We start from the raw sequence: 15,167 nt of genomic DNA, 5'->3' as shown, positions 1-15,167 counted from the left end.
ACAAAACAAGATGGAATTTGAAACAAAGATATTGAGCAAGGGCATCCAGGAGATGCTCTACAATAGTGACAAGACAGTAGGCACAGCAGAGAGCTGCACAGGCGGTCGTATCGCCGAGGCGCTGATTTCTGTGCCAGGTGCCAGCAATTACTTCAAGGGTGGTGTAATAAGCTACACCAACGAGGTAAAGGAGAATCTTTTGGGCGTGAGCCATGAGGTTCTGGAGGAGCAGACTGCCGTTTGCGAAGAAGTGGCTAGGGAGATGGTGCTCGGCACAATCAAGACCCTGAATGTAGACTTCGCCATTTCAGCAACGGGTGTGGCTGGTCCAACGGGTGGAACTCCAGCCATTCCTGTGGGCACAATCTATGTAGGTTATGGCGATAAGAACGATGTTCGCGTGGTAAAACTCACCGAAGATTTCGGACGCGACATCAACCTTGCAATTGCCACAAATACAGCGCTTAAAGGCATGCTCGAATTCTTGAAAGAACATGCTGAAGAACTTAAAAAAGAGGCTTAAATTGCTAATTTAAGGCTATCAAATATTAATAATCCTTAAAAGACAGCGTTCTTTTAGGGATTATTTTGTTATTACCAAATTATTTTGTAATTTTGCACTCTGTTTGGAATAGGTATCAATTAACGAATTACAAAATTAAAGATAGAAATGTCTAAGATTTGTCAAATTACAGGTAAGAAGGCACAGTTAGGTTGCAATGTGTCTCACTCAAAGCACCGTACAAAGAGAAGCTTTGATGTTAACCTCTTCAGCAAGAAATTCTACTATGTAGAAGAGGGTTGCTGGATCAGCCTCAAGATCAGTGCTGCTGGTCTTCGTCTTATTAATAAGGTAGGTCTCGATGCTGCTTTGAATCAGGCAGTAAAGAAGGGCTACGTAGATTGGAAGGACATTAAAGTTATAGGAGAATAAATATCATGGCAAAGAAAGCAAAAGGTAATAGAGTACAGGTTATCCTCGAGTGCACTGAACACAAGAACAGTGGTATGCCAGGTACAAGCCGTTACGTGACTACAAAGAATCGTAAGAACACTCCTGAGCGTCTTGAGTTGATGAAGTACAACCCAATCCTTAAGAAGATGACTCTTCACAAGGAGATTAAGTAAGCTTAGCTTACAAGTTTAATAATTTTATCAATTTAAATAGACTATGGCAAAGAAAGCGGTCGCTACCCTCCACGAAGGTAACATGGATGGTCGCGCATATACAAAGGTTATCAAGATGGTTAAGAGCCCTAAGACTGGTGCATACGTTTTCGATGAGAAGATGGTACCAAACGAGGCTGTTAAGGATTTCTTCAAGGATTAATTTCCTTGCAGATGATGCATCGTTGAATTTAGATTACATCAAAATTCAAATATAAAGATAAAGGTCGCTACCTAGATAGGGGAGCGACCTTTTTTTCTTCTTTTTCTTTTCTAAGGTCAAGAAAACAGCTTTTGGCCTTTTACAATACTACTTGAAGCTTCTTTCATCGTCTCTTACGAATCTTCTTAGCGTTTGCTTCTTCTTCTTATCATCGTTTGACACCTCTCACGGCCTGGCTCTCTAACGGATTCTCCGGCCAGAAATGCTTAGGGTATCGGCGCTTCAGTTCCTTGCGCACTTCGAAATAAGTGCCTTGCCAAAAACTTGCGAGATCCTGAGTAAGCTGAACGGGCTTGAAACCGGGAGATAACAACTCAAGCAGAAGAGGCTGTCTGCCAGCATCGACAGTGGGAGTTGATGTCATTCCGAAACACTCCTGAAGCCGCACACTCAGAACCGGGGCTTCGGCCCCCAAGCGATAATCGATGCGGATATTGCTGCCCGATGGTACACGGATGTGAGTGGGAGCAAGGCGGTCTATCTCCTGCTGAAGCTCATAAGGAAGGATGTTCCAAAGGATTTCGCACAGGTTGAGTTTCTTCAGCTCTGTAACAGAAGTCTTCATCTTACCACCTTCTTCGAGATAGAAAGGGAGCCACGCTCGGGCTGTTGTCAGGAGATGCTCTGTTGACAGGTCGGGAATCTCCAGTTCCGGATGCCATTCAGCTACTTGCGCCACGCGCTGTTGCAGACGATGAACCGATTCGTTCCAATCGAACATGCTGAGTCCGTCTTTTCTGGCAGCTTCGCAGATAATATTAGAAACAGTCTCTCGGCTGGCATTCTGTATCGGCTTGCTGTCTATGACGAGTGCTCCTATCCGTGTTTCCTGTTGCATCTTTACTGCCAGCGCTTTGCTGTCCCATGAAATATTCTCGCAGGTTTGTGCCGGCAAGTTCTTCCAGTTGACGGGGGCTGAGAGAAATACCCTTCCTTTCCGCCCCTGCCTAGAACTGGATGATGAGGTTGAAGCGAGGTTGAGTGATGCGATGGCAAGCCATTCGTTTGCTGCCATGCTGTCGCACGGGTCGATGAAAATCGTGTTGCCATTCGACATCTTGAAGTTGCCCGCATGGTCGGTGGCATGGGCGATGCGCTCAGGGTAGGCTAGGGCGATGAGATGGCCCACTTCCTCAGCATCAATTGGCTCGTTGTCTTCCCTGATACGCAGCATCTTCCTGTATTCCTGGGCAATCTGAGCGATACGGTTCCAACGTCCCAGATTCTTCTTGCAGCGTGCGGAACGTAGGATAGAAAGGCGGAGCGTCATGTCTGAATCCTCATTTTCGCCCATCGGGTCTTTCTCTTCCAGCAGAGCAGCAATGTCGCAGGCCAGGGCTTGGCTCGCCGGAGAATCGCTGCTGATCATCATCTTGGCAATGCGCGGATGACAAGGAAGTTGAGCCATTCTGCTGCCTTCTGCGGTGATGCTGCCACTGAGAGCGTGAGCATCATGATCAGGAGTGAGGGCGTTGAGCGACATAAGAAGTTGCTGTGCCAATACGAGGTTGCCCTTGGGAGGAAGGGTGAGCCAAGGCAGCAGTTCCGGTTTGTTTTCGCCGAAAGCTGCAATGTCGAGAACCAGCGAAGAGAGATCTGCATCCAGTATTTCGGGCAGCCGTTGTTCTGGCATCAGATGTTCCGAGGTCTGTGTCCAAAGCCGGTAACATACGCCTGATGTTATTCTGCCCGCACGCCCCCTTCGTTGCGTAGCCATGTCCTGACTGATACGAACGGTTTCGAGATGGCTCAAGCCTGTACGGGCATCATAAACCAGTTTTCGGCAGAGTCCGGAATCCACAACGATTCTTACTCCTTCGATGGTGAGAGATGTTTCGGCGATAGGAGTGGCCAGTACGATTTTTCGTTCACCCGGTTTGGAAGGAGCGATTGCGAGCCGCTGCTTTTCTGGCGAGAGGTTGCCGTAGAGTGGATAGATTTCCGTTGAAGATAAGGCAGAGCGAAGCAGTTCTTCGCATATCATGATTTCTCCCTGTCCCGGCAGAAAGGCAAGAATGTCACCTTCCTGGTTTCTGAAAGCCTGACAGATAGTGGCTGCCATTTCCTGCGCTACCTGATATCTGTCGATGTCGTGGTCTGCATAAATGGTTTCTATCGGAAACATTCTGCCTTCACTCTCGATAAGCGGAGCCTGGAGTGCTTGACAGATACTGGAAGCATCGATGGTTGCCGACATGATGATGAGCTTCAGGTCGGGGCGGATGATTTCCTGTGTTTGCCGGGCCAGTGCTAACGCCAAGTCGGAGTTGATGCTGCGCTCATGAAACTCATCAAAGATAAGGCACGAAATGCCTTCGAGTGTAGCATCATTGACCAGCATTCGGGTGAGAATGCCCTCGGTAAGGACTTCGATGCGTGTTTCATCCGAAACCTTGCTTTCGAATCTTACCCGATAGCCGATGGTTTTGCCCACGGGTTCTCCCAGAATCTGTGCCATCCGTTCGGCTATCTGGCGAGCAGCCAGGCGGCGCGGTTCGAGCATCAGAATCTTACCCTGACTTTTAAGATGATTATGGATGAAGCCTTCCAATGCCTGATCACTCATGCCCCGCAGAATGGTGAGCGGGAGGAGGGTAGATTTACCGGCTCCAGGAGGAGCTGTAATAACAAGGTTAGCCGACTCCATCAATGCTTCATTGACAGAGTCGGCTATCTGGTAAGCTGGCAGATGACCAGCCTGCTGTTCTATTCTATCTAAGTTCATTTCTTCTTATTTCACAAACTTCAGATTTCTTTTATTTCACAAATTTCAGAATCTCTTTACTCTTTCTGCCCTTTTTGGCAGGAATCGGCATGAAGCCTTCTGTGAGTCCTGTTTTATCTGTCATGGTCTGGAAAACGGAGGCGGCATAGGAAGAGAGTTTCTTCTCTGCCAGTTCTTGCTTGATAGCATCCTCATCATAATCATCAGCATAGAGGAGAGTGTGTAAATCGTCAAGATATTTTTGCGGAATATTCTGATGCGGCATGCGGCTTTTTATCTGCATAATCTGTGCGATGATTGCCTGTTTGGTTTGGGCAGCGATGGCTTCTGCCTTTTGCTGCTCGAAGACTGCCAGCGTCTCCTCATCCGTCTCCTGCCAGTTTTGCATCATGGCTTCAGTGTTGGTAAGATGACTGTAGCCTGCATAGCGAATCAGGGCGATGCGCTTGTTCCAACCTTTCTTTTCCAGATAGTTTTTCTCCATAGGGGTAGTAGCTACTATGAGGTTGGCTTTGGCGTACATGGCTTTCTGATACATAGACTGTTGCAGTGAACGCTTCAAGTAAGGGTTCTTGCAGTTTCTCTCAGAAATATCACCTAGTGGACAAACGATGTAGGGAATGTCCATCTGCTTTGCTTTCTTGGCTATCTGGGCTCCCTGCCATGTCCATGCTCCTATAATCAACACAATGTCGGCATCAACCAGGCTGTTGGTGATGTCGAGCTGCTTATTCAAGGCTTCGATGTATGGAAGATACATCTTCAGCAACTTCTTATGGTTGGAAATGAACAAATATACTTTCATCGTTCTGTCGGTTATTTTTAACTGTTATTATTCTGATAGACTGTTACTTCCTTATTACCCTGTTTAGAGTTTATGAGAAGTGAAATCGTTTTTGTCAGCTCGCCAATAGCGCAATTTGGTAGCCAGATTTCTCCAGATAATTCCATATTCGAAGAATGGCAGTTTGAACATCGCTATTCCGTCATCAAAGTGTTTGATGGCCTTGTTGGCTATCAGCATTCTCACGATAAACAGCAGGAGGAAACTGAAACCTGCGCATCCTGTAAGAATCCAATTCTTCATGAGGATAGAGTAGGCTGCAACGGCCAGTGTTGCTATCAGGCTGAGATGTGGCATGAGATGGTCGAAGAACATGAGGGTTCGCATGGAACCGGCTCTTTCCAAACTCTTGCGTGAAGCCTGCAGATAGAGGTGGGCATTGTGCCAGCTCTTGTTCGATGGTGCTTCGCGGATGAGCCATGCATCGCAATCCAGTTCTGTAGCAGTATCGCCATAAAGGGCATACTTGTTGACGAGAAAATCGTATTCGCCGCGAACATATTCCAGGTTGCCCTGATAGCCCTGTTCCTTCATGAAGTCGCTCTTGCGGAACGCTACGTTTGGCATGTGGCTGCGATAGCCGTAGGTCTGCTGGGCACGGCGCAAAACATAGTAAGCCTTGCGGATGCTGTCGAAACGGCGTACGCTCTTGGTTTCCTCATCAAGGGCTACATATCCCAATACCAGATGGTTTGGGTCCTGACATTGACGGACCATGGTTTGCAGCCACTTGTCGTTGCTTGGGCGGCAATTAGGTTCTGTCAGAATAATCCATTCATGTTTGGCTGCCTTCACACCCAGTGTAATCTGCAATTTCTTGCGGCTCATGTAGCGTGAACTCTCAGGAATGTAAGTATAATACAGATGAGGGTTCTCGGCTGCTGTTCGCTTCAGAAAATCCTGTGTCTCGCCATCTGTACTCTGGCAGACTACGATTACCTGATAGTCGGCAGCATACTGCTGACGCAGGAACATAGGGAGATTCCTCTCCAATTCTGCAAGATTATCGTGTGCGGTAATGAGTATACTGACAGGAGGCTGATTCTCTGCCGTTTCTGTTTTTTGAAAGCGCAACGAGCGCAGAAATGGATTTATCAGCGATCCGAGAACCGCCAATAAAACCACCACTGCGCCTGCTATTATAGTAGTTGTACTAATGATCATCATATTCTTTTTCTCGTAATATAGAAAGCTAGAGAAAGGAGAATCCTATAAACTCTTAACTTTTAACTTTCAACTATATTAAAAGTCTTCTGTAATATAACCCTTTGGCAACTGGCGACAGTTATACTGGCTCGCCATAATCTCACCATAGGCTCCGGCTGAGCGGAGGGCGATGAGGTCGCCGCGATGGGCTTTGTTGATGTCGACAGCCTTGCCGAAGACATCGCTTGATTCGCAGATAGGACCTACTACGTCGTAAGTTTCTACAGGTTCATCGCTTGAGATGTTCTCAATCTTATGGTAAGCCTGATAGAGTGCTGGACGGATGAGGTCGGTCATTCCTGCATCCACAATGGCAAACTGCTTGGCTGTGCCCTGCTTGATGTAGAGTGTCTTTGTGATGAGAGAACCCATCTGCCCCACTACGGCGCGGCCCAACTCGAAGTGAAGTTTCTGACCATTGCGCAACTTCAGTTTCTTTGCGTATGTATCGAAATAATCCTTGAAATTAGGGATTGGCTGGCGGTTTGGATGATTGTAGTCAATGCCCAGTCCGCCGCCCACATTGATGTTCTTCACAACGATGTGATGTGCTTCAAGCTGGTTCTGAAGTTCGTTGATACGGTTGCAGAGTGCCTCGAAATCCCCCATGTCGAGGATCTGGCTTCCGATGTGGAAGTGCAGTCCGAGGAACTGGATGTTCTTCATCTTGGCAGCCTCTTCGATTACGGCTTCCATGTCGCGCATGGCAATTCCGAACTTGTTTTCTGCCAGACCTGTTGTGATGTTAGCGTGCGTATGGGCGCCGACATCCGGATTGATGCGGAAACAAACCTGCGCAATCTTATTCTGTTTTTCAGCCAGTTCGTTGATGATTTCCAACTCCGGAATACTCTCTACATTGAAGCAGAAGATGTCTTTTTCCAATCCGAGGTTGATTTCCCAATCGCTCTTGCCTACACCAGCGTAAACAATCTTGCTGGCTGGGAATCCGGCTTTGATGGCAGCCTGAATTTCTCCTCCGCTCACACAGTCAGCTCCTAAACCAGCCTGACAGATGATATTGAGCACCTTAGGATTGGCATTTGCCTTTACGGCATAGTGCACTTCAAATCCCTCGTGCTTGCCAGCCTCTTCATTGATGGTTTTCAATGTCTGGCGCAACACATTGGTGTCGTAATAGTAGAACGGAGTCTGTATCTCCTGAAACTTATCTATCGGAAATGTACCTTTCATTTCGCTTAATCTTAAATTAATACCTTATTATAGTTAAATCAGAATATCCAATTTATAGTAAATCAGAATATCCAACGAAGAGTGGATAGGAAGCATTACATACGAATTCTTCACTCTTCACTCTTCGTTTTCATTTGCATTACTTCTTCTCGAACAATACGTTGCTCAAGTTCTGCAATGCCTGCTTCTTATCTTTCTCTCTGATGAGGAATGAGATGTTGTAGTTAGAACCACCGTAAGAAATCATGCGTACAGGAATGTTCTTCATCGCATCGGTAGCGATGGTCTCGAAGCCAACGTTGCTCCAGTCCAAATCACCTACAACGCAGATGATGCACATATCAGAATCTACAGTTACTGTACCATATTTCTTCAGCTCGTTTACGATGTCGTTAAGATGAGAATCATTATCAATACTCATGCTGACACCCACCTCAGAAGTGGCAATCATATCAATTGGAGTCTGATAGCTCTCGAAGATTTCGAATACCTTGCGGAGGAAACCTGTAGCGAGCAACATGCGGCTACTCTTGATCTTGATGGCTGTGATGTTGTCCTTGGCAGCAACAGCCTTGATCTTGCCGCGTACGATGACATTGTCGATGATTGTACCGTCGGCCTTAGGATCCATGGTGTTCTTCAAGCGTACAGGGATGCCTGCATACTTAGCTGGCTGAACACAGGTAGGGTGGAGAATCTTGGCACCGAAGTAAGCCAACTCAGCAGCCTCCTCGAAGTTCAACTGGCGGACAGCTTCAGTGTGCTCTACGACACGAGGGTCGTTGTTGTGCATTCCGTCGATATCGGTCCAGATCTGAATCTCTTCTGCTGGGAGAGCTGCACCGATAAGAGATGCGGTGTAGTCGCTACCGCCACGCTGCAGATTGTCAACCTCGCCGTATGCGTTGCGGCAGATGAATCCCTGAGTGATGTAAATCTGATAGCCCTGGTTCTGCTCCATGATAGCAGCCAACTTCTCCTTGATGTACTGAGGATCCGGTTCTGCGTTCTTGTCAGTACGCATAAAGTCTAATGCACTGAGCAATACGGCCTTTACACCCTGTTCCTTCAAGTAGTTTGCAACCATGTTGGTGCTCATCATCTCGCCCTGAGCCACGATGCTCTTCTCCTCGAAAGAAGTGAAGAGGTCTTTGGTAAATGAGCGGAGATAGTTGAATTCGCCCTGCAAGAACTCACGAGTCGTATTTTTCATCTCCTCGGTAGAGTAGAGTTCTTCTACATGCTGCATGTATTTTTTCTCCAAGTTGTTGATTACCTCGTTGGCGCCCTCTGGATTCTTCTTGTAAAGATAGTCAGAGATCTCAACGAGAGAGTTTGTTGTACCGCTCATCGCAGACAATACGATGAAAGTTGGTTCACCTGATTCTGTAACCAAAGAGGCTACTCCCTTCATGCGCTCTGGTGAGCCTACAGAAGTACCTCCGAATTTCATTACCTTCATAGTCGTAATTTTATTTAATTATTTCACTTAATTATCTTCTCCATCCTCTGTGAGGTCGATGTGGTTGTACTCGTTGGTTACGTCGTAGAGCACACCTTCCTTACAGCGGTAAACGATGCCTGGGAATTTGTCGAGCATCGGGATGTTATGGGTTGTCATCACAACAGCTGTGCCTTGTTTGGTGATGTCTTTCAGCAGACTCACGATGTTGCTGGCTGTCTCTGGGTCGAGATTGCCTGTAGGCTCATCGGCGATGATGATCTTAGGATTATTGAGAATGGCGCGGGCGATGGCTACACGCTGCTGCTCACCACCTGAGAGCTCATGAGGCATCTTGTCGATTTTATCAATCATGCCTACTTCATTGAGCACCTCTTCGATACGCTTTTCTCTGTCTTTTTTGTTTTTCCAGCCTGTTGCCTTGAGTACGAATTCAAAGTTCTTGCGAACGGTGCGGTCATGTAGCAGCTGGAAATCCTGAAAGATGATTCCCAATTCCTTGCGCAGAGCCGGAATCTCCTTTCGTCTGATAGTTTTGAGGTCTCTGCCGAGGATTTCAGCCTTCTCGGTTTCGCCTTCTACAAGGTCTAGTTCGCAATAAAGTGTCTTTAATAGCGAACTTTTACCAGAGCCGACTTTTCCAATAAGGTAGGCGAATTCTCCTTCGTCAATATGAAAATTGATGTTTTGGAGCACGCACTTGTCGGCCTGATATATGCTGACGTTCTGATAATCTATTAACATCTTCTATTTTTTTCTCCTTAATGTTGGTTTGTTATTTCATTTCGCCCTTGCTCTTGGCAACGCGGCGTTTTTTATCCCATTCCGGATCGTGACGCATCTGAAGTTCTTTCACTACATCTTCTATTCTCAAGCCTTTGCTTGTGAGCAGAACGATGAGGTGATAGAGAAGGTCTGAACTCTCGTAAACGAGTTTTTCGTTGTTGCCGTTTGTGGCTTCGATAATGGTTTCAACAGCTTCTTCTCCAACCTTTTGTGCCATTTTATTAACGCCTTTCTTGAAGAGGCTGGTAGTGTAGCTTCCCTCTGGCATTTCTTCGTGGCGCTTGTTGATGAAGTCCTGAAGCTCTGAGAGGAAGAGAATAGGGTTGAGCGTATTCTCTTCTGCCCAGCAGGTGTCTGTACCTTTGTGGCAGGTTGGACCATCAGGGTGAACCTTAACCAGCAAGGTGTCGTTATCGCAGTCGTTCTGAATGCTAACGAGATTCAGGAAGTTGCCTGATGTTTCACCTTTTGTCCAGAGGCAGTTGCGTGAACGGCTCCAGAATGTTACCTTTTTGGTTGCTATTGTCTTATCGTATGCTTCCTGATTCATGAAGCCAAGCATCAAGACGTTCTTTGTAACTGCGTCTTGGATGATGGCAGGAACCAGTCCGCCTAATTTTTCGAAATCTATTTCCATTTTATCTTGTTTTTATTTTCTTACATTATTATATACCCCGTGTTCTATATTCTCACGTTGATTCCTTCTTCTCTCAGGTATTTCTTGAGGTCAGGAATGGCAATCTCGCCAAAGTGGAACACGCTGGCTGCCAGGGCAGCATCTGCTTTGCCTTGGGTGAACGCATCGCGGAAATGCTCCATCTTTCCAGCACCTCCTGAGGCGATGATAGGAATGCTTACTTCTTCAGCAAGACGGGCGAGGGCCTCGTTTGCGAATCCCTGTTTCACACCGTCATGATCCATACTGGTAAAGAGAATTTCACCGGCACCCCGGTCGGCCACTTCCTTTGCCCAGTCAAACAGTCCTAGTTCCACCCGTTCTCTTCCGCCTTTCACATAACAGTGCCAGCCGTCAGAATCGAGACGTGCATCAATGGCGCATACGCAAACCTGTGAGCCATAATGGTTGGCAATTTCATCGATGAGCTCCGGATGTCGGATGGCAGCACTGTTGATGCTAACCTTGTCGGCTCCTGCGTTGAGCAGGCGGTCAACATCTTTGAGTTCATTGATTCCACCTCCCACAGTAAATGGGATGTTGATTTCGGCTGCCACACGGGTTACCATATCCGTAAAGGTTTTGCGCTCTTCGAAACTCGCTGTAATATCGAGGAATACGAGCTCATCGGCTCCAGCATCGCTATAAGCTTTTCCCAGTTCTACCGGGTCACCAGCGCTGCGAAGGTTTACGAAATTGGTTCCCTTTACCGTCTCGCCGTTCTTTACATCAAGACAAGGAACGATTCGTTTAGCTAATCCTTTGCTTTTACTTTGAATTTTCACCATTGTATTTTAATTCTTATCGATTGAAGCTATTAACTAGTTTCTTAACATCGATTTTCCCTTCGTAGAAAGCTTTTCCAAATACTACGGCAGGAATTCCTGCAGTTTCCAATGCTTCGATGTCTTCGTTGCAACTCACTCCGCCTGAGGCGATAAGATGCAGTTGAGGATAAGCAGCCATTACTTCTTTGTAGAGTTCTATGGCAGGTCCCTGCAGCGTTCCGTCTTTGCTGATTTCTGTGCAGAGAACATAGCGTACTCCTTTATCGATGTACTTTTTCAGGAAAGGAAGGAGATCTTCAGAAGAATCTTCTTTCCATCCGTTGATAGAAATCTTTCCGTTTCTTACGTCGGCTCCCAGAATCAGGCGGTCAGCTCCATACTTGTCCAGCCATTGCATGAAGAGTTCAGGATTGGTGACGGCAATACTGCCCACTGTAACCATGCTTGCTCCCGCAGCAAAAGCTTTTTCAATATCTTCTTCGGTCTTGATTCCGCCACCGAAATCAACCACGAGAGAGGTTTCTGTGGTAATGGCCTTCAACACCGCATCATTTACGATGTGCTTTGACTTGGCTCCATCGAGGTCTACTACATGAAGGCGTTTGAAGCCCATCTGCTCAAACTGTTTTGCAACATCGGCAGGATTGTCATTGTAAACCTTCTTCTGGTCGTAATCGCCTTTTGTAAGACGAACACACTGGCCATTTATCAAGTCGATAGCTGGAATTAATTCTATCATATTAGTATTTCCTCTTTTATTTTATCTCAAAAAAGTTCTTTAAAATCTGTTCTCCCACCTTTCCGCTCTTTTCCGGATGGAACTGGCAGGTATAGAAATTGTCTTTGTGGAGCGATGCGCTATAAGGAAGAATGTATTCTGCCTTGGCAATGGTCTCCTCGCAGAGTGGCACATAATAACTATGTACGAAATAGGAGTAGGGATGAAGCAGCGCATCAGCGGTAGACTTGTCTGAGTCAGAATCTATTCTGTTTCCGAACCCCTTATAAAGGTCAGTCTTCAAATCATAGATTTCATTCCATCCCATAGCAGGCACCTTGTCTTCGTGTTTCTGAGGCTGGAATCGCTTTACATCTACATCAAAGATTCCGATGCAATCTACGTCACCTTCTTCCGAATGGCGGCACAAGAGCTGCTGTCCTACACAAATGCCCAGGACGGGTTGCTTCAAGTTCTTGATTACTTGATCAAGCTGATGAGCCTTCAGATATTCCATTGCTTCTCTTGCCTGGCCTTGTCCTGGGAAGAGAACGCGGTCAGCCTTCTGGAGCATTTCTGCATCATCTGTAAGTACAGGTTCGATGCCTAAACGCTTCATGGCGTTGACTACGGAATAGATATTTCCGGCATTATATTTTACGATTGCTACATCCATAACCTAACGTAATTCATTTCTATTTCTTATATTCCGATGCAAAGGTACACATTTTCTTTTAATTTAAAGAAAATAAAAGCAAAAAGATTACGAAATATAGTAGATTTCTTTCAGAAAGTTAGAAATATGGCGGGATTTTACGTTTTCGTTAAGTGAAAAAGGAGCAATTAGATGTAAACCAACATCCAATTGCTCCTTTTGAAGTGTTTATTTTGATAATCGAAACTTCTTAGTTTTCTTCTTCACTGTCTGCTGTGCGGAGAATGATAGAAGTTGCTCCGATGGTGAACAGGGTTCCGTCTTCGATAACGCGGCGTTCTCTGTCGCCCAGAATCTCATTGTCAACGAAAGTTCCTGTATAACTTGGTCCATCACGGAGTACATATTTCAATTTGCCTTTCTTGTCGCGGCTAACGTTGATTACGCAATGGTTCATGTCAACGCTTGGGTCTACGGTTTCGATAGGGCAGTTGATTCCGCTGTTCTTCATGTAGCGGCCGATGATGTTGTCGCCTAACTGGAGCGGGATGACCTGTTTGTAAGCGAATACGTTCTCGATGACAACGATAGAACCGTATCCCTTCTCGTTGGCATTCTCATCAAGTTTTTCCTCCTTGCGAGTTTCGCGGAGCTTGGAAACTCCCATTCGGATACCAAACTGCTTATTGCAATTAGGACAAACGAAAACGAGACTCTGACCTGCCTGATACTTGGTCTCATCGAAGGTGATAAAATTATCGCATTTAGGACAACGTACTCTTTTCATATTCTTTTTCTTACTTTTCTGTCTTTATTATAATAATGTGTTGTAGAAGTTTCCGATACTCCTTGCTCTTTGTTCTAGCTAAAAACTATAAACTCTTAACTATCAACTATTCTTTCACTTTCGTAATCCAGCCGTCAGTAAAAGCATCATAGTTGTGTAAACGGTTGAGAGCAGTATAAGCTTCGCCCTCGGTAGAGTATGTTCCGTATATAACTTTCACATTATTATCCGTAATCAACACCCTAGCTTCCTTGAATCCCTTGTTTTGGAGGAGTTCAGCATAGCAGGCAGCATTGCGCTTGGTAACACGACTTGCCAAAACGATGCTATAGTAAGAAGAAGCTGTTTGCAATTCGTTGTCCTGAGTCATGTTGACAGACTTGGCAGGAATGCTCTCTTCTGCCTGCGATTCTGTACTAAGTACCAGTTCTTGAGGTTGCGCAACCTTATTAATCTCCTTAGGCATGATGCGGTTCAGCATGCCTGTGTCGATTTGGCTCTTCTGAACGGTTGGGGTTCCCAATGGAGAAGAGTAGGTGAAGAATGCAATGAGAGCAATGCAGGCTGCTGCAATATTGCGCAACCAGCTCTTCTTGATGCTGATAAATTCGGCATTTGATTCTTCATCTTCTTCGTTAACGAACACAGAATTGTTGACAGAGAGTCCACTCTCCATCTTCTGGTTACTATCCTGATTCTTGACTTCGCTTTCTGTACGATTGCTTTCTACTGTCTTTGCTGGCATTTCAATGATTGAAGCAGCAGAATCTTCAGCCTTCTGAACCTCTTCTGCAGAAATCTGCGCGAGTGGGAGCATGTTTAAGCCACCCAAACCATACAACTCAGGAGTAAGAATGCCCGCCTCGCATGGTTCGAAGGTATAATTTCCGTCTTCGTTCAATATGATGGTGCCAATATCATTCAGTTCAAATTTTCCTGAATTCTCCAGAGTCTGACGCATCTCTGTCACTTCATCAGCAATGCGGTTCAAAGCTTCCGGATAGCTGATGTCGTATGCTTCAACATACGAAAGTGCAAGGAGAGAATCGTTCATCTGGAGCTGTGGGTTAAATCCAATAGTTCTCAGCGGTGGCAAAAACATGCTGTCTCTGCCATCGTAACGCGCATCTACATGATGAGCCATGAAGCCACCAAATCCTGGGACAATCACGCAATCGTTGCTCAAAAGTAGGATCTCTATATGTCTTTCTAGTCTATTCACGTTTGCAAAGGTAGTGATTTTTTCGGAAATGACCAACAGAAAATAGAGAAAATTTTCGATGAAATCATAAAAAGTCTAATTTGTTTTGTCGTTTCGGGAAAAAGTATTACCTTTGTGCCTAAAATAAATAAGGTATAAATCAATGAAATATACAGAGACAGAAATTGAAGGAGTCTGGCTGATAGAACCTCGGGTATTTGATGATGCTCGCGGCTATTTCTTTGAAGCATGGAAGCAGGCTGACTTTGATGCTCACGTTGGAGGGCATGTGGAGTTTGTGCAAGACAATGAATCTATGTCGGCTCGTGGTGTGCTCAGAGGTTTGCATTATCAGAAAGGTGAATTCTCGCAGGCTAAGTTGGTGCGTGTCATCAAAGGCCGCGTGCTGGATGTAGCTGTTGACTTGAGAAAGGGCAGTAAGACTTTCGGTAAATATGTAATGGTTGAACTGAGTGGAGAGAACAAACGTCAGTTTTTCATTCCTCGCGGTTTTGCCCATGGTTTCCTGGTACTGAGTGACGAAGCCATCTTTACTTATAAAGTAGATAATGTTTATGCTCCTGATTACGAAGCCAGTATTCATTGGGATGATCCTACTATCGGAATAAAATGGCCTATTGAAGGAGTTAAGGTGCTTACGTCAGAAAAAGACAGAACCAAGGCAAAGTCTTTCGAAGAGGCTGATTATTTCGAGTAGAATTGGTATCAGCTTTT

General features: G+C 45.8%; 17 protein-coding genes. 5 read left to right on the top strand and 12 right to left on the bottom strand.

From position 1 onward, the window contains the following. The first annotated feature begins 10 nt into the window (after positions 1-10). The 4 genes from KUA46_RS06175 to KUA46_RS06160 all read left to right on the top strand — a co-directional run bounded on the left by KUA46_RS06175 (position 11) and on the right by KUA46_RS06160 (position 1,330). The gene (locus tag KUA46_RS06175; protein ID WP_118152562.1) at positions 11-523 is read left to right on the top strand and encodes a CinA family protein; all 513 of its coding nucleotides are present in this window, start codon (positions 11-13) and stop codon (positions 521-523) included. 147 nt (positions 524-670) lie between these two features. Further along, positions 671-934, top strand: coding sequence for a 50S ribosomal protein L28 (gene rpmB, locus KUA46_RS06170; protein WP_006849044.1), 264 nt, complete (start codon positions 671-673; stop codon positions 932-934). Between the two features lie 5 nt (positions 935-939). Beyond that, positions 940-1,128 (top strand): 50S ribosomal protein L33, encoded by a 189-nt coding sequence (gene rpmG / locus KUA46_RS06165; protein WP_006849045.1) that lies wholly within the window; start codon positions 940-942, stop codon positions 1,126-1,128. Between the two features lie 43 nt (positions 1,129-1,171). Further along, a complete protein-coding gene (locus KUA46_RS06160; protein ID WP_006849046.1) occupies positions 1,172-1,330 on the top strand; it encodes a DUF4295 domain-containing protein in 159 nt (52 codons plus the stop codon). 208 nt (positions 1,331-1,538) lie between these two features. On the opposite strand, the gene hrpB is transcribed toward KUA46_RS06160, so the two are convergent. The 12 genes from hrpB to KUA46_RS06100 form a co-directional block, all read right to left on the bottom strand. Continuing rightward, entirely contained in the window at positions 1,539-4,115 is a 2,577-nt protein-coding gene (gene hrpB, locus KUA46_RS06155) for an ATP-dependent helicase HrpB (protein ID WP_153137460.1), read from the bottom strand. A gap of 31 nt (positions 4,116-4,146) precedes the next feature. Further along, the gene (locus tag KUA46_RS06150; RefSeq protein ID WP_006846455.1) at positions 4,147-4,920 is read right to left on the bottom strand and encodes a hypothetical protein; all 774 of its coding nucleotides are present in this window, start codon (positions 4,918-4,920) and stop codon (positions 4,147-4,149) included. A 63-nt stretch (positions 4,921-4,983) separates the two neighbouring features. After that, positions 4,984-6,126 carry a glycosyltransferase gene (locus KUA46_RS06145; protein ID WP_119237573.1) on the bottom strand — a complete coding sequence of 381 codons (1,143 nt, stop codon included), beginning with the start codon at positions 6,124-6,126 and terminating at the stop codon, positions 4,984-4,986. Positions 6,127-6,201: 75 nt separating this feature from the next. Then, entirely contained in the window at positions 6,202-7,359 is a 1,158-nt protein-coding gene (gene lysA, locus KUA46_RS06140; RefSeq protein WP_153137458.1) for a diaminopimelate decarboxylase, read from the bottom strand. 139 nt (positions 7,360-7,498) lie between these two features. Continuing rightward, a complete protein-coding gene (locus KUA46_RS06135; RefSeq protein WP_218487111.1) occupies positions 7,499-8,821 on the bottom strand; it encodes an aspartate kinase in 1,323 nt (440 codons plus the stop codon). 27 nt (positions 8,822-8,848) lie between these two features. Then, positions 8,849-9,565 carry a cell division ATP-binding protein FtsE gene (locus tag KUA46_RS06130; RefSeq protein ID WP_022121797.1) on the bottom strand — a complete coding sequence of 239 codons (717 nt, stop codon included), beginning with the start codon at positions 9,563-9,565 and terminating at the stop codon, positions 8,849-8,851. Between the two features lie 31 nt (positions 9,566-9,596). Beyond that, positions 9,597-10,244 carry a bifunctional phosphoribosyl-AMP cyclohydrolase/phosphoribosyl-ATP diphosphatase HisIE gene (hisIE, locus tag KUA46_RS06125; protein ID WP_117728361.1) on the bottom strand — a complete coding sequence of 216 codons (648 nt, stop codon included), beginning with the start codon at positions 10,242-10,244 and terminating at the stop codon, positions 9,597-9,599. Between the two features lie 44 nt (positions 10,245-10,288). After that, entirely contained in the window at positions 10,289-11,071 is a 783-nt protein-coding gene (hisF, locus tag KUA46_RS06120) for an imidazole glycerol phosphate synthase subunit HisF (RefSeq protein WP_022121796.1), read from the bottom strand. A 13-nt stretch (positions 11,072-11,084) separates the two neighbouring features. Further along, positions 11,085-11,810, bottom strand: coding sequence for a 1-(5-phosphoribosyl)-5-[(5-phosphoribosylamino)methylideneamino]imidazole-4-carboxamide isomerase (gene hisA, locus KUA46_RS06115; protein ID WP_218487110.1), 726 nt, complete (start codon positions 11,808-11,810; stop codon positions 11,085-11,087). A 16-nt stretch (positions 11,811-11,826) separates the two neighbouring features. After that, positions 11,827-12,465 (bottom strand): imidazole glycerol phosphate synthase subunit HisH, encoded by a 639-nt coding sequence (gene hisH / locus KUA46_RS06110; protein WP_119237575.1) that lies wholly within the window; start codon positions 12,463-12,465, stop codon positions 11,827-11,829. Between the two features lie 229 nt (positions 12,466-12,694). Then, positions 12,695-13,231 carry an FHA domain-containing protein gene (locus KUA46_RS06105; protein ID WP_006846465.1) on the bottom strand — a complete coding sequence of 179 codons (537 nt, stop codon included), beginning with the start codon at positions 13,229-13,231 and terminating at the stop codon, positions 12,695-12,697. 106 nt (positions 13,232-13,337) lie between these two features. Further along, a complete protein-coding gene (locus KUA46_RS06100; protein ID WP_218487109.1) occupies positions 13,338-14,489 on the bottom strand; it encodes an SPOR domain-containing protein in 1,152 nt (383 codons plus the stop codon). Positions 14,490-14,595: 106 nt separating this feature from the next. On the opposite strand from KUA46_RS06100, the gene rfbC reads away from it, so the two are divergent. Then, positions 14,596-15,150 carry a dTDP-4-dehydrorhamnose 3,5-epimerase gene (gene rfbC / locus KUA46_RS06095; protein WP_153081564.1) on the top strand — a complete coding sequence of 185 codons (555 nt, stop codon included), beginning with the start codon at positions 14,596-14,598 and terminating at the stop codon, positions 15,148-15,150. Positions 15,151-15,167 lie beyond the last annotated feature (17 nt).

The organism is Segatella copri (genome assembly GCF_019249765.2).
Lineage (GTDB): Bacteria > Bacteroidota > Bacteroidia > Bacteroidales > Bacteroidaceae > Prevotella > Prevotella copri_K.
Note: the sequence above shows the minus strand (reverse complement) of the source record. Positions and strands in the feature narration are given on the sequence as shown.